Below are 17,524 nucleotides of genomic sequence, written 5' to 3'. Positions count from 1 at the left end.
TTGCCTGGTGCGCCAATCGATCAAAGGGCAGCCGGGCACGTCGGCTGTCGCGCGGCTGCTGACCGGGTCCGCACTTTCGCCGGTCACCAGACCTATGAGCCTTCTCACAATTCGGGTCGAAACGGGTTCGCAGTGACGGGGGCCACTTCACCTGGCGCGCAATTTGTCTACCTTTGCCGTGCAGTTCCCCTTTGCCTACCCATTGCCGAGGCCTGCCCGACCATGCCCTGCCCGTGTTCTGTACCGCATTCGAAGATCTCAGCCAGGCGCCGTGGCGGCTGCGCCGGTGTGCTCCTGGCCTCGGTGACGACCCTCTTCTCCCTCGGTGCGCTGCACGCGGCGCCCGCGGTCGCCGCGCCCGTGCCGTCGGAGCAGACCCATGCCACGGCCGGCGTCCACGCCGCGGTGCAGCCCCAGAGCAAGGCGCGCGTGACAGCGGCGGTGCTCAGTCTCGACGGCGGGAGCCGGAAGCCGTTGCTGTACGGCGAGGACGCTCTGTACGACACCGCCAGCATCGTCAAGGTCGACATTCTCGCGGCGCTGCTGCTGCAGGCTCAGGACGCGGGCCGGCATCTCACCGCCCATGAACGCGCGCTGGCCGAACCGATGATCCGGAACAGCGACAACGCGGCGACGAGCACCCTGTGGCGCGAGATCGGCCAGGCACCGGGCCTGGAGGCGGCCAACAAGCGCCTGGGACTGACCTCGACCAAGGGTGGTCCCGACACGAAGTGGGGGCTGACGCGGACGACCGCGAGTGACCAGATCAGGCTCCTGCTCTCCGTGTTCGACAGCGCTGCGACGTCGAAGACCGGCTCCCCGCTGAACAAGGAATCCCGGGCCTACGTCCAAACCTTGATGAGCCGCATCGCGAGCGACCAGGCGTGGGGTGTCTCGGCGGCCTCCGGCACCGAGTACGCGTTGAAGAACGGCTGGCTGCAGCGCACCGCCACCGGGCTCTGGGACGTCAACAGCGTCGGCCGGGTCACGGTGGACGGGCACCGCTACCTCGTCGCCGTGCTGTCGGACGGCAGCGCGTCGATGAGCGACGGCATCTCGCTGGTGGAGCGGGCGGCCCGGCAGGCCGTGACCGCGTCCGCCCGGACCTGACGAGCCGGCACCCCTCGCCTGCCTGCGGGCGTCACGCCTGCCTCGGTCGCCAACTGGCCGCTCATCGCCCTCCTGCTCAAGGTCAGCGACACCGCCCGCCGCCCCATGCCCACCCGGCCGTGGACCTGGACGCCGCCGAGACACAATCGGTCCGCCGATGCCCCCATGGCCGCCCACGGCGAACGACGGCGGGCACGCCGTTCGCCCTGCGCGGCTGAAGTGGACGGGCGCGCGGCTCGTTCCGTCGAGGCCGGGGCGAGGTCATCGGATACGTCACGGCAGCCCAGAAGCCGTCGCAGCCATATCCGTTGTTTTTGCGGCGATTACTACACGCCCCGGGTATAGGCGCGTCCACGGTGAGCTGCTGGTCCGCGGCGTGCAGGTGGCCGCCTCCACGTCTGGGAAATCCTCACGGAGGCCGGAATCGACCCGTCACCCGAACGGAGCTCGAGTACCCGGGCGGACTTCCTGCGTTCACAGGCCGAGCCCTGCTCGCGTGCGGCTTCTTCGAAACGGTCACGCCCGCGCACCCGGCCGATCCGGGTGGCGGGCGCGACCGCGCACCCGACCGCCGCCCGGGTGGCACCGGCGCGAAGAACCTCGTCAGGGACCTCGAGGACACCGGCTGCCGGGCGCGGTTCCCGATCCGGGACGGCATGTGCCCCGCCCCGTTCGACGCCGTCCCGGCCGACGCGGGGATCGAGGTCGTGCCGACGGGAGCCCGGACGTCGGGAATGAACTCGATCGTGGAGAGGCGGGTGCGGGCCTGTCGGCGCGAGCTGCTGGACCGCATCCTGATCTGGAACCAGCGGCACCTGCTCCATGCCTTGCGCGAGTTCGAGACGTTCTACCACTCCCACCGGCCCCACCAGAGCACCGCGAACGCCCGCCCGCTGAACCCCTTGCCGGCGCCGATCGCCGATCCGGACGAGCTGGCCCGCCTCGGCATGCGACGATCCGATCGCCTCGGCGGCGTTCTCCACGCGTCCGAGCATGCCGCATGACCTGCGCAGGTGAGGTTATCGGCAAGGGCACGGCTATGCCCAGATGGTCTCCCACCGCTCCGGCGAGACCGAGGGCGCTCTCATCGCCGACCTCGTCGTCGGCGCCGGCTGCGGCCAGCTCAAATCCGGCGTCCCCGCCCGCGGTGAACGCGTCGCCAAGTACAACCGGCTCATCGAGATCGCCGGCGCCGAGCCGTCCCTGCCGTACGGACTGAGTCGCTGACAGCGAGAGCCCCGTCGTGTCAGCGGCGGGTGACCCGTGTGACGGCCAGCAGCACGACGGCGAGGACCTGGATGACGACGACCACTGTGATCAGCATGGGGATCGAGTGGCCGTACAGCCCACCCGTCAGGGCGCCACCGGCCAGGCTCGCCGCTCCGACGACACCGGCGAACAGCCCGTACGCGGTCGCCCGGCGCCCGCTGGGCACCAGGTCCGCCACCGTGGCGCGCAAGGTGGACTCCTGAATGCCCATGGCCGCGCCCCACACGAGTGACCCGGCCACCGCGATCGCGAGCGTGTCGGTGAACGCCAGTGCCACCACGCCCGCGGTCAGCACCGGCAGCGCAACCAACACCCGGGCGCCGTAGCGGTCGTACAACCACCCCGTGGCCAGCGCCGCCACTGCGTCCACGGCCATCGCCGCCGCGTACAGCACCGGCACCCAAGCGGCGCCCAGCAGATGCCGCTCAACCAGGTGGTACGAGAGCACCCCAAAGGTCGCGAAGCCGGTCGTGGTGGCCGCCGTGAAAGCGGCGTAGGTCCAAAATGCCCTCGGCAACCGCCCGTCCTGCGCGACCGGCGGCGCGGCTGCTGCGGCTTCCACCTCCCGTTCGTAGGCCTCGGGTTCCGGAACCCGGGCCCGCAGCCAGAACAGCAGGAGCAGCACGGCGATGCCGGGGACGGCGAGGACACCCAGCGCGGGGCCATAGTCGTTCCCCGTAAGCGCGAGAACGCCGGCCACGAGCAGGGGGCCGACCAGAGCACCGATCTGGTCCATCGCCTCATGCACGGCGAAGCCGCGGCCCCGCCCGGTGGCGGCGGTGGCGTGCGAGAGCAGTGTGTCCTTGGCCGGTGAGCGCACCGCCTTGCCGACCCGCTCAGCGACCACCAGCACGCAGGCCGCCCACAGCACCCCGGCCACACCCAGCAACGGCACCGACACGACCGTCAGCGCGTACCCGGAGATCGCCAGCCCCCAGAAGCGGCGGGTGCGGTCGGCCAGCGGGCCGGAGACCAGCCGCAGCCCCAGCGCGGCGGCCTCTCCCGCGCCTGTGACCACGCCAACGACCAGGGCAGACGCGCCCAGCGAGGCCAGCAGCGGGCCGGTGATCGAGCGGGCGCCCTCGTACACGAAGTCGGCGAGCAGGCTGACGGTTCCGAACCAGACCACGAACCGCCACGGCCCCATCCGCGTCGGCCGCTTCGCTTCCGGCTCCTTGGGAGCCGCCGGGTTCACGCCCACAGCGCCCCCGCGAAGGACACCCCGAGGAACACCGTCCCGAGGCCCGCCACCACGCTGGCGATCACATTGGCGGCGGCGAAGAACCTTGCCCCGCCCTCGGCCAGCCGCAGCGTCTCGTACGAAAACGTGGAGTACGCCGTCGGCTCCCCGCAGAATCCAGTGCCCAGCAACAACTGCGCCTGCGACGAAGCGGCCCCGGCCACCGCCGCGCCAGCGAGCAGGCCCAGGATCAGGCAGCCGATCACGTTCACGGTGAAGGTGTCCCGCGGGAAGAAGTGTCGTGCCGTTTCTGCACCGCCCGGTCGGTCAGATACCGCAGAGGAGCGCCCGCCATGGCCCCGATGACGAGGACCAGCCAGTTCACGCCTTCTTCTCCCGGCCAACGTACCGGATGCCCTCGCACTCGGCGAGGATCACCAGCCCCGACTCGACCAGTTCGTCCGGCTGCGGCAGGAAGTCCCGGACCCGGTCCTCGGTGTCCACGATCACGATTGCCACCGGTAGGTCCTCGCTCAGCGACAACAGCCGCGAGGTGTGGATCAGCGAGGAGGCGCCGAAGCCCTCCACGCCGCGGAACACCGACGCACCGGCCAGGCCGGCCTTATGCGCACGGTGCACGATCTCGCTGTACAGCGGCTTGTGATGCCAGACGTCGTTCTCACCGATGAAGATCGTCACTCGTAGGGCGTTGCCCGTCAGCCTTGTCGCCGCTGTCTCCATGCCACCAGGCGGCGCGTCGCCGTCGCCGCAAGCCATACCGCCGCCACCGCCGCGCACATCGTCGCGGCCAGATACTCAAGCCCGGTTCGGGGATGGCCCCTGTCCACCAGTTTCTGGATGTCCACGGCGTATGTCGAGAACGTCGTGAACCCGCCCAGGACCTCGGTCCCGAAGAATGGTCGCACCAGCCGGTGAGCCGTCCACACATAGGTGATCAGCACCATGAACACCCGATCACCGCGCAGTCGGCGGCGTTGCCCCACAGAGCGGCCCCTGACCTGGTGCATCGACGGTTCGAGGCCGTCGCCCCGAACGTGTTGCGGGTCGGCGACATGACCGAGATCGAGACCGGGGAGGGCAAGCGCTACCTCGCTACCGTCCTGGACCTCTTCTCGCGCCGCCTGCTGGGCTGCGCGATGGGCGCCCACCACGACGCGGGCCTGGTCGGAGCGTCACTGCAGATGGCGGCAGCTACCCGAGGCGCCAGGTCGACGGCGCGATCTTTCACAGCGACCGGGGAAGATGCTCCGGGGTGCCGACGCTGCGGCTGCCCGTAGACGTACCCGGGCTCAGCTCGCCCAGATGCCGGTGATGTCCGACGCGGTGGCGGCGTGCCCGGCGTGCGATGTGCCGTACATGTCCTCGATGGTGCGCAGCACGTCGTAATGGTCGTACCTGGTCGCCGATCTGCTGCCTGCAGCCACCGGCTGACCGTACAGCACTGTGGCAATCTTGTTCTTGCTGTGCTTGTTGCCCTCGTCGAAGGTCACGATGAGAAGGCTGTTGTGGGTCTTGGCCCAGGCTGCATAGGCGCCGAGGTGCGTCTCCAGCCAGGTGTCACCGGTGGAGACCGGGCAGTCGTGCATGTCGCTGCACAGATTCGGGATGACGAAGGAGACCGTGGGCAGCCTGGCGTAGACGGTCGGAAACTGTGCGAACGTCTTGGCGCTGGAGCGGGGTACGTTGCCGAACCCGAACCACGGGTTGTGCGTGCGCGCGTAGCGTCCGCTGCCGCAGGTGGCCGAACCTTGGCTGGGCAGCGACTCACTGTAGCTGGCCCAGGTCTTTCCGACGGCGGTGAGTTCGGAGGCGAGGTTGGCGGTGGAGCGGAAGCCGGGGATGTAACAGCTGTCGTCAGTGATGCCCTGCGTCGCGCCGGAGAAGAGTGCGAAGTAGTTGGGCTGGCTGGGGTGGGCGATGGCGTATGAGCTGGTCAGGACAGCGCCGTGGCTGCCCCATGAGTTGATGTAGGGAGCGCTGGGGCTGCCGATGATCTGACCGTACGCGTGGTTCTCCATGACGGCGACGACCACGTGGTCCGGCGTGGGGACATGTCCGGCACCGTGCTCGGTTCCTGCGGCTCCCGTCCACGGCGCGGCCGCCGCCATGGCGACGCCAAGGGCGCAAGCGAGCAGACGGACGGTACTCCGGGTTCGTGTTCGGGACGAGGCGATCACGGGGGCCTCCGGTCACGACAGAGCCGGAAGATATGTCGGTTTTTATTCTTCATGTCTTCGGACGGTCTCGCGCCCGAGGCCGCGGCTCAGTCAGCACTGAGGCGGGTATGCGTCGGTCGCCTGCTCTCACAGGTCGAACTCGACGTGCTCGACATCGGTGAACTCCACCCCCAGGCCGTGGGCGCGGCGGCCGCCGTCGCGGAAGTAGACCTCACCCAGGCCTTCGGCGGCGATGTCAAGCAGCTGCTGTTCGCTGGCGCCGGTGTCCTGGGCGTTGAGGAAGCGGGCCGCGTGCTGTGGGGGCAGGGCGAGGGTGAGGTGGCGGAGACGGGCGTCGTCGGTGGTGCCGGACGCGGCGGTGCAGCCGAAGCGGGCGGGGGCGGCCTGTGTTCACACGGGCGGTCAAGGTGTCTGGGCCCGAGAAAGCGAGTTACCGGTGAGTAATCTGGCCCAGGCGGCGCCGGTGGCGGTCAGGAAGACCGGCACGGCACCCGCCGGGTCTTGACGGTAGCGCGGCAGGGGCTGGAGCGTCTTCGGCCGCCGACGGGTGGCGGCTGCTTCGGCCGGCGGCCAAGCAGGGCGGGCCTGGGCAGCTTCGACGACGCGGCGACAGCGGCCTGCCCTTGCCGAGAACTGCATCCATGCTGGTCAGGCCGCATTTCGGTACTCGTGGAGGGTGCCGCCGAGTCGGGCCCGCCGTCGTCTGTCCAGGTGAGCGATCCGGTTCGGGTCCTCGATCGGGGCGGGCAGCGGGTGGAGGGGGCGCGCGTTCGCGAGGCCCTGGTGCGGCCGGTGCTCATTGCAGAACGTCTCGAACTCGCCCAGGGCGTGCAGGAGGTGGCGCTGGTTCCAGATCAAGGTGCGGTCGAGGAGCTCGCGCCGGCAGGTCTGTATCCGGCGCTCCATGAGGGAGTTCATCCGGGGCATCCGGATGCCGGTGGTGATCACCTTCAGGCCGGCGTCGGCCGGCAGGGTGTCGCAGGTTGCGGTGAACTTCGCGTCCCGGTCCCGGATCAGGAACCTGGCCCTGCTGCCCGCGTCCCGCAGGTTCATGGCGAGATTGCGGCCGAGCTGCACGATCCACTCCGCGGTCGGGTGCGCGGTGGCGCCCAGGATCCGGACGCGCCGGCTGGAGTGCTCGATGACGGCGAAGACGGACATCCGCGCCCCGGTCAGGGGGCGGGTCTCGAACAGGTCGCGGGCAGGCAGCGCGTCGGCCTGGCTGCGCAGGAAGGCGGCCCAGGTGGTGCGCTGCCGTTCGGGCGCGGGCGGGATGCCGTGCTCGCGGAGGATCTCCCAGACGGTCGAGGCGGCGACCTCGATGCCCAGCGCCGCGAGCTCGCCGTGGATCCGGCGATACCCCCCCGAGCCGTTCTCGCGGGCCAGGCGCAGCACCAGAGCGCGGATCGAGCGCGCCGTGGGCGGGCGCCCGCGGCGCTTGGGCGCGCAGGTGGCGGCATGGCGTCGCTTGAGCAGGTCACGGTGCCGGCGCAGGATCGTGTCCGGGCGTACCAGCAGCAGGAGGTGCCGCAGCTTCTCTCCCGGGAGGTGGTGGAGCAGGCCGGCGAGGACCACACGGTCGGTGTCGGTGAACGCGGGCTTGGCAACCTGGCGTTGCAGGATGAGCAGTTGGTGCCGCAGGGCGAGAATCTCCACGTCCTTCTCGCGGTCGCTCATCGGCAGGAGACGTAGCAGGGTGAAGATGTTGGTAGCGGCGAGGTGGGCCAGGCGCAGCAGCACGACCGGTCATGATGCTGTCTTCCCCTGCCCAGGTGAAGACAGCGGGGTAGCCGGCGGCCACATCAGAGATGGCCGATCAAGGCCGTGACCTGGGCGGATGATGTATCGGCACTCGCAACGTTCTCCCTCGTCTCCTACAAGGTGGACACCACCAACGGCGGCTGCGATACCTTCACCGGCCACCTCACCGCCGAGTTCAGCGCAGAGCGCGCAGCATCGGGCCCGGGAGACGGCCCCGAGGTCGACTCGTACGACCGGAGCACGTCGATGGAAACGCGCATGCGGGAGGCCGGCGATACGGGGTGCGGGACTGCCACACGGTCGTGAGCGGCAGTTGCAGGGAATCAGAACTGCATGGTCGGGAGCCTCAAGCGTCGCGGGTCGGTGAGTGGCTAACTGCATGACAACACCCACGCACACCAGCGAACAAGGGCGGACGCCTGTGGACCATCGCACCAGGTAAGAGGCATACCGGCCCCTGGTCGACCGCCCACGCAAGTTGCTTCGGGACGAAGAGGTCGTGACTGGTATGAGCCGTTGTTCAGCTGATCTGTATTCGCCCTCGGCGTTCCTGGGTTCGTCATTCTCCGTAGTGCTCAGGCCGCAGGGGCGGCCGACCGCGCCGGTTACGAGTGGCTGGCGGTGGGCGGCTTCGGAGCCGGGGCCGCGGGTGGGCGGTCTCGATCCGCCGACCGTCCCCTCCGCGGCAGGGCAGCGGCCGCGGCGAGGCCGAGGGCGAGCATGCCGACAGCGCTGACCAGGAGGGTGCGGGTGGGACCGAGGGCGGCCACCGCCGGACCGCCGAGGAATGTGCCGAGCGGAACGGCCAGGGTGCGCACTGCGGAGACCACGGCGAGGACCTGGGGCAGCAGGGCGGGCGGGGTCGAGCGCTGGAACAGGGTGGTGGACATCGCGGAGTAGGGCGGCCACAACAGGCCGACGAGGGCGAAGCCGGCCAGGGCGGCGGGCGTGGGCGCGCCCAGCCCCAGCGGCAGCAGGGCCGCACCGGCGACCGCGACGATGCCGGCGGCGGCCAGGCCCAGCGGCAGGCGCCGCAGGTAGCCGGTGAGCAGTGCCCCGGCGACGGCGCCGGCGCCGAAGAGGCTGTAGAAGGTGGCCAGCATGCCGACCGGTGCGTGCAGGTCATCCGTCACATGCAGGGGCAGCGCGACGTAGACGGGGCCGAACAGGAGGAAGAAGCCGGCGCTGAGCAGCAGCAGGCCCGTCAGGCCGCGGTCGTGGCGGATCACACCGAAGCCGCTGGTCCGAAAGGCTTGGTCCGCTGGGTCGGGGGCGGTTGGGTCGGCGTCGGGCGGCGCGCCCAGGCGGAGGGTGGCGGCCAGGATGGTGAAGGTGGCGGCGACGACGGCGAGCACGGAGGCCGCCCCGCCCCAGATGACCAGGGGGGCCGCCAGGAGCGGCCCGGTCACGGTGGACACCGAGCCGATCGTGGAGAGCACGGCGTTGCCCGCGAGGTGGTGGCCTTCGGGCAGCTGGCGAGCGATCAAGGTGTAGGTGCCGGCCTGGCCCCAGGAGTGCAGCACCGAGGAGGCGCCGAGCAGCGCGACGTACAGCCCGATGGAGAGCGCCCCCATGGTGTGGGCGAGCGGGATCGCGCCGAGCGCGCCGGCGCGAAGCAGCGCGTCCCAGGTGGCGAGCCGGGCCGGGCGCAGTCCGCGCAGGAGGCGGTTGAGCAGGACCGCACCGGCCGCGCCGGGCAGGGTGTAGGCGGCTGCCGCGAGCGCCACCCAGATACCGCGGTCGTCAGCGGGTGCCAACTCGACTGCCAGCCAGCTGACGGCGACTACGGCCATGCCGTCGCCCAGGGAGGAGACCGTGTACCCCGGCAGCAAACGCCGCAGCACCGGGTGAGCGACCACCGGCCGGTAGGGGGAGGCTCTCACCGCGCGCGGCAGCGATAACTTCACTCGACCCTCCGGTGCGTTGACGGCTTCGGACCGACGATTCTTCCCCAGGCGTTCGAGTCGCCCGGTCTTTTCCGCGCACGGCGTACAGGAGTCTGGCTAGAGCCGTGCCAGATCGTGCGGGGAACCACGGGGAATGGCGGGGGCCAGGCCGCTGGCCAGTCAGACCCCGTAGCCGCTCCGCCACAGGCCGGCCCAGCAACCGCCCGTAGATCACCTGAGCTTCCCAAGCTGAGGGCGTGAGTCGCCTACTACCAGGCCTCCCAAGCCTCTTCACCACCAGGACCAACGGTGACGGCGTGGATGCCGGTACCGACGAGGTGCCATGACTCGAGGCCATGTCCCGCCATGTGGTGTAGCAGCGATCAAGGAGAAGCTGCAGGTCGCGCCCCAAGCCGACTCGTCCCGACGCCACCATTGCCTGACTGCCCGTTAGATGGGGACGGTCGTCGGGACCACCATCGCCGCGCCTGTTGGCCTGGCCTCGAAGAAGGCCGCGTCAACGCTGGCATCGCAGTGCCTCGGGCAGTAACGCACTGACGCCTCGCCAGGTTCGCCCGACGGGCAGCCACTCGAATCAAGCCCGCGCGCTGCACTTTCGCGGTGATCGCTGCTACACCACTCGGCGGGACACCATCTGACTCGAACTGTGGGTCCGGATCGATACGCAGGCCGGCGCCGTCCTGGAAGTCGATGATCAACGTACCGGAGCCCTGGACGTCTACGGCCGTGACCGACTGTCCGAAGAGGCCGAGCACCGGCGCAAGGGCGATGCCGGTACCCGGCTCCAGTTCATGCCACTGGCCCGACGAGTCGCGGAACAGAAACCGGTTTTCCAGGATCAACTCGGCTTCGACGCCATGCCCACTGTCACCCTTGGAACTCAGCACCAGGCGGACCTGGTGGTCGAAGACCGTGCGGTCCACCCTGGTACCTGTCAGGCCCCGGGGGACCTTCACCCCCTGTTCGCATGTGGCCCAACTTGCCACACCGGCATGCCCAATGGGGCAGGCGTTCCGGGCCGTCTCTGGGCCGTCCGAGGGTGCTCGGTAGTGCCCGACAGCGACCAATAACGACCACTCCCACCGGAGCGATCAGCGCCTTGACCAGCTAAAACGCTGGTCACCGAGATCGGTAGCAAGACCCAGGGCAAGAAGACACCTAGATTGCGTCCCGCCGCGGATCCGACAGGTTGTGCCACTCGTGGCCGCACCCATCGGCACAATGCAGCATCCGCCTGCGGGTGTCCGCGATGCTGAAGAGGGCGACGAGCAGGCGGAACGACTTGGTGAGTTCATAGGCCGGGAGTGCTTCCATCCCGAAGCACCACTTCCTGAGCATCACCGCCGGTGTGTGAGTGGGACGAACGCCAGAACGCGCAATGCTCTCCGGCACATCGTCCTCGCAGGCGCGGGCCTGCCCGCAGAACAGCACCAGTGCATGCAGGACCCTGCGTTGGTCATCCTCCGCGAGGCCCTCGAACCACTCGACACCCTCGGCCGTCGGTCTGAGTCCCTGCGCAAGTTCGTTCAGGACCACCTCGTGTGCGTACAACGTCGTCCACCTCCCCGCGATTTCAGACCGCCGGTACGCTCACCAAAGCCCCGACGATTCCCCGAGCCGTTCAGTGCGAAGGCGTGAAGCCGGCGGACTGGTCGAGGTGGAACACGGAATCCGGAGTCGTCGGAGTCCATCCCTCACCCAGGGCAAGTCGAACAGCCGCGGCAACACCGGACGGCCGTACAGGCTCAGCCTCGCGCCCCGGGCGAGGTCCTGGTCGTCGAGGGTGGAGACGAAGTCCTCCATGTCACGGTAGGCATCGCGTGATCCGGCGCACGGCACATGGAGCCACCGCTCGGTGCCTTCCGGTTCGTCCTCGTCCCATGACTCCTCGGTGTCCACGAGGGCGGGCCGGCACTCGCCGGTGTCCAGGTCGATGCGGCCACCGCCCCAGGCCGGGTCGCCTTCGAGCAGACCGGAGAGTTCCTCCAGACCGACCGGCAGCGGCCTCAGCACCAAGACGGCACCGCCGCCCACCGCGTCGAGTTGTTCGGCGAGGACCTCGTCGCCGGGCCAGCCCCGTTCACGCAGGGTGGACGTGCACGCGATCGCCGCCTCCCGGCCACCGGGCACACCCCGAAAAGCGGCTGCGGTGAGTGCGTCTCCGCACTGCTGCAGCACACTGGCGGGGTCATGCGTATGCAGCAGGGCAAGCAGGGAGGGGCCGTCCGCGGTGTGGCAGGCCGCGCGGAGCGCCTTCAACGCGTGGTCGGTCCATGCCTCGGTCATGTCCGCGAGGCTATGCCGAGGCGCGCTGCGAACGCCATCGTCTTCGGCGCGACCATGCGCTGGTGAGCACGGCGGACAAGTCCTCTCCCGACGCAGGCCGCCGACGTTCGGCCCGGAGCCGTGGCCTCATCCGGCACCGTCTGGCGAGTGGTCGCACTGGGACGTGTGGTTCGCCGCGGCGTGCGTGGTGGACTGCGGCGGCGACACTGGGACGACTTCGATGCGCGGCTGACGCGGGAACGGTCGGGCGGGGTGGTGCGCGGGGTGTACCTGGAGCCGTTGTGGAGTCATCTGCTGGATCTACGGGAGCGTCTCGCGGCGGACGGGCTCGGTGCGGCCGAGCCGGCTGGAGGCGCTGCGCATGCTCCGAAGGTTGTCGCCCGGGCCCATGCCAAGGTGTGGAAGCAGGCGCTGGAGGATCGGGCCGACCTGGACCTGGTGGAGACTCTGGCCTGCGCGCTGCACAGCGAGTACGTCTCTGCCCGCCGGGACTTCCGCGCCCGTGAGATTCTGGGCCTTCGCGCCTACGCCCAGGTCGCGGCCGGGGCGGTGGACCGGCCCACCGCCACCGCAACTGTGCTGGGCTCGGAGGACCGGTAGCCGCTGGAGGCCCTGGTCTCCTACGCCCTGCAGCAGGGTGGCGCCGCGACCGCCCGTGCCGTTCTGCGGGCGGCGGACCGGCCGGGGTTCCACCGGGACCGGGTACGGCGCCGGACCATCGAACGCGACCGGGAACCCGATAGGGAAGGACACGGGGGTCGAGTAGGAGCCGCGCAGAGAGTGCAGCTGGGCATGAAGTGGGCGTAGCCGTCGCCGGCTGGGGTGGCGTGGGCTTCGGTGCGGGTCTGCTGCGTAGGTTTTCGTTGCTCTGGCACAGGAGTGCAACGACAACGTCACCAAGTCGACGGCACCCAATGGTGCCGTCTGCACCGCGGGGTACGACGACGCGGATCAGACGCCGGCTGAACCAGCGGCCGGGATGCACTTCCGGGCGGGGCTGGGCCGGCAGGGCGCCGCTGTCCGGATTTATGCCGGGGCGCCCGGGTGGGTGGGTGAAAGCGGGTGTCCGGGGTGGGATGCTGCAGGCAGAACCCCGGCCCGATTCCAGCGGGCCGGGGTCTGTGCGTGGTGCCGGGGCGGCGGTTCGGTCAGTATCCGCCGAATCCTTCGTCCCCGCCGTGCTTGCCGAAGCGGTGGACGACCCGGAAGCTGCCCACCACYCCGTCCTTGACGCGGACCCCCTTGGTGTGGTGCACCTTGATGCCGTTCGCTTCGCTGTGGGGGCCGACCGTCGCGACGGGGGCGCCGTTGTCGCAGGTCGCCCCGCGGAAGAACTCGACGGTCCTCTTGCTGTCGTTGCGGATGTTGAAGCTCTTGGCGCCCAGGCCGCTCACGACGGTGATGCAGCCGTCCGGGCGGGCGGAGAACGACCGCTCGTTGATGTGGATCCGGCCTTCGAATTCCTTCTTTTCGAAGCCCCGGCCYTCGAAGCCCCTKCCTTCGTGGTCCTTGCCCTCGAAGCCTCGGCCTTCGTTGCCCTTGCCCTCGAAGTCCCGGCCTTCGTTCTCCTYGCCGGATTCGCCGCCCAGGGGGGCCGCGGCGGGGGCGGCCGCCTGCTGGACCGCGGGGGCGGCCTGGGCCGGCTCGTAGGCGGACGCCGAGGCGTAGGTGATMCCGGTGGCGGCCAGGGCCGCGGCGGCCGCGACGGCCGCGGTGACGACGGTGGGACGAGTCTTCATCACGCGTTTCTCCTGTCTCGTGGGATCGGCCGGCAGCCGACTCGTGATGAACGTACTGACCGATTCCCATACCTGTCATATCGAGAGATAAGGGAAAGTCAGCGGATTGACTCCAATCGGGTCACAGGGGGCGCCCGCGGGGCATGTCATGGCGTGCTGACGTGTAATCAGCTTGCTTTTCCTGTAGTGGACTTGATGCMCCGATAGGCTGTCCGGGGGACTTTTCCGGCGCCCGCTCACCCGCGGCCGCGGCGTGTCGTTCGTTGACATACCGGGTGAAACCGGTCTTCCCGTGCTGCCGGGCGGCGGGCGGGGTGCCCGGGCACCCGGCCGGGCCCCTGACGCGGTGCCGTTCGCCGGGTGGCGCTCCCGCAGAACGTCCCGGCGCAGGCGARGACCTGACGCCGGCTCCAGGTCCYCGYCAGCGGGCACCCGCGGCCGGCCGGCGGGCCCACCCGAGCGCCCCGGACGCGGGCCCGCCACCCGCARCGGGCTGTGTCCACGGTGGCGGGGGCGGCTCGCCCGGCGAACCGGCACCCGGATCACCGGGTCCCCGCGCGCCACCGCGCGAGCAGGCCAGGGACATGATGCCCCTCGCCGCGAGCCGATCGCGGACACCCGGGGCCGGCGTGTCCGGTGCCCGGCCCCTTCGCGCCTTTCTACTCACCCGCACCGCCCCGTCGCCGACGGCGGGCGGCCTGCTGCCGCAGAGCTTGGCGGGCGGCTACAGGCCGCCCGCCGACCTCCTCACCCGGGCCCGGAGCACCGGGCCCGCCGCACCCACGCCCGAGCCGGCCCCGAACCCGAACGCCGGCGACCCGATGCCCGCGCGCCCGGTCACCGGTCGCCACCCTGGGCGCTGGCCCTGGCGGTGATCCGCAGCCACCCACAGCCGAATGCGCAGCTGCGTGTGCCGAAGCACGAAAGCTGTCACCAAGGCCGGTGCTGACCTGGGGCTTCGCTTGACCGAAGCACGATGGTTATCACTGAGCCTCCGCCAACTTGAAGGCGCAGGTCACAGGGCTGGTGTGATCGGTCCTCGGGGTGCTCACGCTGGTCGTGGGCGGCAGTCTGCGAGGAAGATCGTCCGGCGAAGCGGTCGGTTCGCCGGTTCCTGCTCGCTGTGGACGGTTGGCCTTCTACGATCCTGTGCATGCTGGATCCCGAGCTGCTGGAGCGGATCACCGCGCGCCGTAAGGAACTGGACGAGCTCGAGAAACACCTCGCCAAGCAGCTGGCGGAGGTGCGGGCCGAGCGGGACGAACTTGCCGTTGCCGAACGCGTTCTTGAGCGGGTGAGTGAGCAGCTCGCCGAGGAGCGTGCCTCGGCCGCGTCGGCGCCCGGGCAGGTGGGCGGCCGGGCAGGTGGGCGGCCGGGCGGTGATGCTGGTCCCGCACCGCGAGCCGGGCGGGGAAGCGACCATGCTCCCGCCGGACTACCAGCGCATCCTCGTTGCCGTGCGGCAGGCTGCCGGGCCGGTCATGACTCGGCAGGTCGGCGAGATGCTGGGGGTGGACGTCAGCGTGAGGAGCAAGCTGGAGCCGCTGCGCGGGAAACTGGTCAGACTGACCGACCGCGGCTGGCTGCGGGAACTGCCCGACGGCCGGTTCACCACCCGTCTGTGACCTGATCCCGCCGTCCGCGGCAGTGCGGCTTGAGCGTAACCGGGGTGCCCCCGGCGGCCGTTGGAATTGTGTGACGAAAACCAAAGAACGCGCCGGGGACACGTGCCCGTTTGTCTACCAGTGCCGTCTGCCGCTGTCCACGCGCACCGTCAACCACCTCGCCGATCTGCTGCGTCGCCACCTGAAGGCGATACGGTCCCGGTGGCGGATCCTGCCGCCTGGCCGGATCGCGGTGATCGTCCTGGCTGTGCTGCGTCACGACCAGCGCCCGGCCGACATGGCCGGCGGCAACAGCGTGTCCGAGTCCACGGTCCGCCGCTGGCGCGACGAGGTGATCGCCCTGCTCGCCGCGCAGGCCCCGCGTCTGGACCGAGCCCTGAAGTAGGTCGCCAAGCAAAGCGGGAGGTGGTCCTGATCGACGGAACCCTCATCCCCACCCAGCACCGCACCGGAAAAGCCGACCGGCGAAACTACTCTGGCAAACACCGCCATCATGGCCTGCACTTCCTCGCCCTGACGGACGAGAAGGGCCGCCTTGTCTGGATATCCGCAGCCCGGCCCGGCCGCACCCACGACATCACCGCCGCCCGTCACGACCACATCCTGGCCCACCTGCGAGCAACCGGCCTCGGCGCCCTCGCGGACCTCGGCTTTCGCGGCCTGGACAACGACGTACGCGACCCCGTGATCGTCACCGGCTTCACCGCCAGCCGCACCCACAAGCTCACACCCGGCCAGAAGGACGCCAACCGCGTCCTTGCCACCGGACGCGCACCGGTCGAGCACGGCTTCGCCCACCTCAAGAACTGGCGAACCCTCACCAAACTCCGCACCGACCCCGCCCGCGCTACCCGCCTCCTGCGCGCCCTGCTCGTACTGACGAGCCTCGAAGTCAACCGCTGGCGGATGTGAGGCCGCGCCGTCTGAACGCTGAAAGTCACTCAGCGAAAGTGAGTGAACGAAGGTCAGCGTCCAGCATGCGGATCAACTCACCAACTCGTCCGCCGCCGCTTGGCGCCGCGGGGAAGCGTTTGAGCACGTCAACGACGATGGGCGTCGCACGATGCACCGCCTGCTCAAGGTGCCCGGCGCCAACGCTCCGATCGTCGTCGGCGACGAGTTCGGCTGCTCTGGCCGCATAGGCGCCAGCTCCGAGAATGTGCTTGACCTGGGTGGCCTTGGCCAATGGATGCAGGTAGGCGGCGCCTGCCGCGGACATCGCTGCCCACGCTGCCTCGCGCGCAGCCGCAGTGTCCGCACTCTTGGCTGCCTTGAGAGCCGCCGACGCTGTGTCACGCAGAGATCTTCCGCGTTCGCCGCCCCGGGCGAACTCCCACGCGGCACTGACAGCATCTCGAGGCCGCGAGTCGTCCGGCTGATCGACCTCGAATATCTTGAGCACCACCTCTGCACACGTTGCGGCGAACGCGGCGACCTCACGAAGGTCCTGCTTGCTCAGAACGATCTCGCTCACTTCCGCTGTCATCGTTTCATCTTCCATGATTGGGCTGAGCGCATGGGGCGGCTCGGGGCCGCCCATGCCGACGGGCTCCCAAGCAGACGGGATCGTAGAAGGCTGCCCGGCCACAGCGAGCAGGAACCGGCCAGCCGATCACTCTGTCAGACGATCTTCCCCGCAGACTGCCGCCCACGACCAGCGTGAGCACCCCGAGGACCGATCACACCAGCCCTGTGACCTGCGCCTTCAAGTTGGCGGAGGCTCACTAACTCAGCGCACTACTTGTCACCCCGTCCCCGACAGCACGCCTGTCGTCACTTGAGGTCCGGCTGACAGTGCAGATTGAGCTACCCGTCGTCGCGAGGGGCACCGCTCAGAGTCGCGGGCACCTCGTACCCTCCAAAGCCTTACGGGCGGCGAGATAGCCCGCGATTTTGAACGCTAGTTCGTGAGAGCCGAACGTATCGGCGCGGGCACGCCGCAGCACCACCCGAGCGGCAATCACGACTCCGTGCCCGGGCGAGCTCAGCTGCTCCTCGATCCCCACGGCGACAGCCGCGAAGAAGCGTGGCAAGTCCTCGGCGGGTTCGTACTCCACCGTCAACTCTCGGGCTACCTCGAAGGCGAAGCCCTCGACTGCGGGCTCGAAATCCACCTCTATCTGCGCGAAATGTGGCGCACAGTTCTGCCTCTGATGCAGCACGCACACACCACGGATCGGATACGGCGGAAACCGGGGCAGCGCTGACGTCATGTCGGAACGCTACCGCCTGCCCGGTACCCCGCCTCCGTCCAGGACGCGGTGTGGAACCGCGCCCAGCTGATCAACCAGCTGCGATCGCACCTGAAGCAGTACTGCCCGGCCGCCCTGGCGATCTTTGCCGTCCGCGGTGTCGGCCTGGACTCCCGGGAAGCCCGCGCGGTTCTCGCCGTGGCACCCGACCCGGCAACCGCCGCCCGCTTGTGAACCGTTCCGGGTTCGGTAGAGAT

General features: G+C 69.8%; 20 protein-coding genes and 4 pseudogenes. 10 read left to right on the top strand and 14 right to left on the bottom strand.

The window, feature by feature from the left end; translation table 11 throughout:
• Window positions 1-303: 303 nt before the first annotated feature.
• The 3 genes and pseudogenes from DIZ27_RS20625 to DIZ27_RS20615 all read left to right on the top strand — a co-directional run.
• Window positions 304-1,110 (top strand): serine hydrolase, encoded by an 807-nt coding sequence (locus DIZ27_RS20625; protein WP_309074886.1) that lies wholly within the window; start codon window positions 304-306, stop codon window positions 1,108-1,110.
• 656 nt (window positions 1,111-1,766) lie between these two features.
• Window positions 1,767-2,114, top strand: a complete 348-nt coding sequence (locus DIZ27_RS47230) for an integrase core domain-containing protein (RefSeq protein WP_258308484.1) — start codon at window positions 1,767-1,769, stop codon at window positions 2,112-2,114.
• A gap of 31 nt (window positions 2,115-2,145) precedes the next feature.
• Window positions 2,146-2,337: pseudogene (locus DIZ27_RS20615) on the top strand (phosphopyruvate hydratase); the annotation flags it as partial.
• A gap of 19 nt (window positions 2,338-2,356) precedes the next feature.
• Here the strand turns inward: DIZ27_RS20615 and DIZ27_RS20610 are convergent.
• From DIZ27_RS20610 to DIZ27_RS20595, 4 genes and pseudogenes are all read right to left on the bottom strand, one after another.
• Window positions 2,357-3,574: an MFS transporter gene (locus DIZ27_RS20610; RefSeq protein WP_258308483.1), complete on the bottom strand. Its 1,218-nt coding sequence runs from the start codon at window positions 3,572-3,574 to the stop codon at window positions 2,357-2,359.
• Window positions 3,571-3,944, bottom strand: a pseudogene (gene crcB, locus DIZ27_RS20605) (fluoride efflux transporter CrcB). The gene DIZ27_RS20610 and the pseudogene crcB overlap by 4 nt, the downstream one beginning before the upstream one ends.
• A complete protein-coding gene (locus DIZ27_RS20600) occupies window positions 3,941-4,300 on the bottom strand; it encodes a DUF190 domain-containing protein (RefSeq protein WP_109379904.1) in 360 nt (119 codons plus the stop codon). Before DIZ27_RS20600 ends, crcB begins: the two are co-directional and overlap by 4 nt.
• A complete protein-coding gene (locus tag DIZ27_RS20595; RefSeq protein ID WP_181383620.1) occupies window positions 4,276-4,524 on the bottom strand; it encodes a CrcB family protein in 249 nt (82 codons plus the stop codon). The genes DIZ27_RS20600 and DIZ27_RS20595 overlap by 25 nt, the downstream gene beginning before the upstream one ends.
• A 57-nt stretch (window positions 4,525-4,581) precedes the next feature.
• Here DIZ27_RS20595 and DIZ27_RS45810 point away from each other — a divergent pair, with 57 nt between their 5' ends.
• Window positions 4,582-4,857, top strand: coding sequence for a DDE-type integrase/transposase/recombinase (locus DIZ27_RS45810; RefSeq protein ID WP_109379902.1), 276 nt, complete (start codon window positions 4,582-4,584; stop codon window positions 4,855-4,857).
• Window positions 4,858-4,869: 12 nt separating this feature from the next.
• Here DIZ27_RS45810 and DIZ27_RS20585 read toward each other — a convergent pair whose 3' ends face one another.
• The 3 genes and pseudogenes from DIZ27_RS20585 to DIZ27_RS20575 all read right to left on the bottom strand — a co-directional run bounded on the left by DIZ27_RS20585 (window position 4,870) and on the right by DIZ27_RS20575 (window position 7,497).
• A complete protein-coding gene (locus tag DIZ27_RS20585; RefSeq protein WP_109379901.1) occupies window positions 4,870-5,688 on the bottom strand; it encodes an alkaline phosphatase family protein in 819 nt (272 codons plus the stop codon).
• A gap of 195 nt (window positions 5,689-5,883) precedes the next feature.
• Window positions 5,884-6,132 (bottom strand): annotated as a pseudogene (locus DIZ27_RS47225) (XRE family transcriptional regulator); the annotation flags it as partial.
• A gap of 273 nt (window positions 6,133-6,405) precedes the next feature.
• On the bottom strand, window positions 6,406-7,497 hold the full coding sequence (locus DIZ27_RS20575; RefSeq protein WP_109379900.1) for an integrase core domain-containing protein: 1,092 nt from the start codon (window positions 7,495-7,497) through the stop codon (window positions 6,406-6,408).
• A 111-nt stretch (window positions 7,498-7,608) separates the two neighbouring features.
• Between DIZ27_RS20575 and DIZ27_RS20570 the strand changes: the two are divergent.
• Window positions 7,609-7,824: pseudogene (locus tag DIZ27_RS20570) on the top strand (hypothetical protein); the annotation flags it as partial.
• Window positions 7,825-8,123: 299 nt separating this feature from the next.
• Here DIZ27_RS20570 and DIZ27_RS20565 read toward each other — a convergent pair.
• The 4 genes from DIZ27_RS20565 to DIZ27_RS20555 all read right to left on the bottom strand — a co-directional run bounded on the left by DIZ27_RS20565 (window position 8,124) and on the right by DIZ27_RS20555 (window position 11,711).
• Entirely contained in the window at window positions 8,124-9,425 is a 1,302-nt protein-coding gene (locus tag DIZ27_RS20565) for an MFS transporter (protein ID WP_109379899.1), read from the bottom strand.
• A 362-nt stretch (window positions 9,426-9,787) separates the two neighbouring features.
• Window positions 9,788-10,381 carry a DUF6188 family protein gene (locus DIZ27_RS46515; protein WP_258308482.1) on the bottom strand — a complete coding sequence of 198 codons (594 nt, stop codon included), beginning with the start codon at window positions 10,379-10,381 and terminating at the stop codon, window positions 9,788-9,790.
• Between the two features lie 202 nt (window positions 10,382-10,583).
• On the bottom strand, window positions 10,584-10,976 hold the full coding sequence (locus tag DIZ27_RS20560; RefSeq protein ID WP_109379898.1) for a DUF5958 family protein: 393 nt from the start codon (window positions 10,974-10,976) through the stop codon (window positions 10,584-10,586).
• A 39-nt stretch (window positions 10,977-11,015) separates the two neighbouring features.
• A complete protein-coding gene (locus DIZ27_RS20555) occupies window positions 11,016-11,711 on the bottom strand; it encodes a hypothetical protein (protein WP_109379897.1) in 696 nt (231 codons plus the stop codon).
• 165 nt (window positions 11,712-11,876) lie between these two features.
• On the opposite strand from DIZ27_RS20555, the gene DIZ27_RS20550 reads away from it, so the two are divergent.
• Window positions 11,877-12,311 (top strand): hypothetical protein, encoded by a 435-nt coding sequence (locus DIZ27_RS20550; protein ID WP_181383618.1) that lies wholly within the window; start codon window positions 11,877-11,879, stop codon window positions 12,309-12,311.
• A gap of 548 nt (window positions 12,312-12,859) precedes the next feature.
• On the opposite strand, the gene DIZ27_RS20545 is transcribed toward DIZ27_RS20550, so the two are convergent.
• Entirely contained in the window at window positions 12,860-13,450 is a 591-nt protein-coding gene (locus DIZ27_RS20545) for a hypothetical protein (RefSeq protein WP_109379895.1), read from the bottom strand.
• A 1,319-nt stretch (window positions 13,451-14,769) separates the two neighbouring features.
• Between DIZ27_RS20545 and DIZ27_RS46510 the strand changes: the two genes are divergently transcribed.
• From DIZ27_RS46510 to DIZ27_RS47215, 3 genes are all read left to right on the top strand, one after another.
• A complete protein-coding gene (locus DIZ27_RS46510; protein ID WP_258308481.1) occupies window positions 14,770-15,075 on the top strand; it encodes a hypothetical protein in 306 nt (101 codons plus the stop codon).
• A 70-nt stretch (window positions 15,076-15,145) separates the two neighbouring features.
• On the top strand, window positions 15,146-15,460 hold the full coding sequence (locus DIZ27_RS47220; RefSeq protein WP_258308480.1) for a hypothetical protein: 315 nt from the start codon (window positions 15,146-15,148) through the stop codon (window positions 15,458-15,460).
• A gap of 20 nt (window positions 15,461-15,480) precedes the next feature.
• The gene (locus DIZ27_RS47215) at window positions 15,481-15,987 is read left to right on the top strand and encodes a transposase family protein (protein WP_258308479.1); all 507 of its coding nucleotides are present in this window, start codon (window positions 15,481-15,483) and stop codon (window positions 15,985-15,987) included.
• 25 nt (window positions 15,988-16,012) lie between these two features.
• Here DIZ27_RS47215 and DIZ27_RS20530 read toward each other — a convergent pair whose 3' ends face one another.
• Together DIZ27_RS20530 and DIZ27_RS20525 are read right to left on the bottom strand one after the other, a co-directional pair.
• The gene (locus DIZ27_RS20530) at window positions 16,013-16,615 is read right to left on the bottom strand and encodes a putative immunity protein (protein ID WP_309074885.1); all 603 of its coding nucleotides are present in this window, start codon (window positions 16,613-16,615) and stop codon (window positions 16,013-16,015) included.
• Window positions 16,616-16,907: 292 nt separating this feature from the next.
• On the bottom strand, window positions 16,908-17,288 hold the full coding sequence (locus DIZ27_RS20525) for a hypothetical protein (protein WP_109379893.1): 381 nt from the start codon (window positions 17,286-17,288) through the stop codon (window positions 16,908-16,910).
• 48 nt (window positions 17,289-17,336) lie between these two features.
• Here DIZ27_RS20525 and DIZ27_RS45795 point away from each other — a divergent pair, with 48 nt between their 5' ends.
• Entirely contained in the window at window positions 17,337-17,501 is a 165-nt protein-coding gene (locus DIZ27_RS45795) for a hypothetical protein (protein WP_181383617.1), read from the top strand.
• Window positions 17,502-17,524: the final 23 nt, after the last annotated feature.

It is taken from the genome of Streptomyces sp. NWU339, from assembly GCF_003143855.1.
Lineage (GTDB): Bacteria > Actinomycetota > Actinomycetes > Streptomycetales > Streptomycetaceae > Streptomyces.
Note: the sequence above shows the minus strand (reverse complement) of the source record. Positions and strands in the feature narration are given on the sequence as shown.

Coding starts and splice junctions, on each gene's coding strand:
- DIZ27_RS47230 (WP_258308484.1), top strand. CDS start 1,767: ATGTGCCCCGCCCCGTTCGACGCCGTCCCGGCCGACGCGGGGATCGAG.
- DIZ27_RS20600 (WP_109379904.1), bottom strand. CDS start 4,300: ATGGAGACAGCGGCGACAAGGCTGACGGGCAACGCCCTACGAGTGACG.
- DIZ27_RS20595 (WP_181383620.1), bottom strand. CDS start 4,524: ATGGTGCTGATCACCTATGTGTGGACGGCTCACCGGCTGGTGCGACCA.
- DIZ27_RS20585 (WP_109379901.1), bottom strand. CDS start 5,688: ATGGCGGCGGCCGCGCCGTGGACGGGAGCCGCAGGAACCGAGCACGGT.
- DIZ27_RS20555 (WP_109379897.1), bottom strand. CDS start 11,711: ATGACCGAGGCATGGACCGACCACGCGTTGAAGGCGCTCCGCGCGGCC.
- DIZ27_RS20530 (WP_309074885.1), bottom strand. CDS start 16,615: ATGGGCGGCCCCGAGCCGCCCCATGCGCTCAGCCCAATCATGGAAGAT.
- DIZ27_RS20525 (WP_109379893.1), bottom strand. CDS start 17,288: ATGACGTCAGCGCTGCCCCGGTTTCCGCCGTATCCGATCCGTGGTGTG.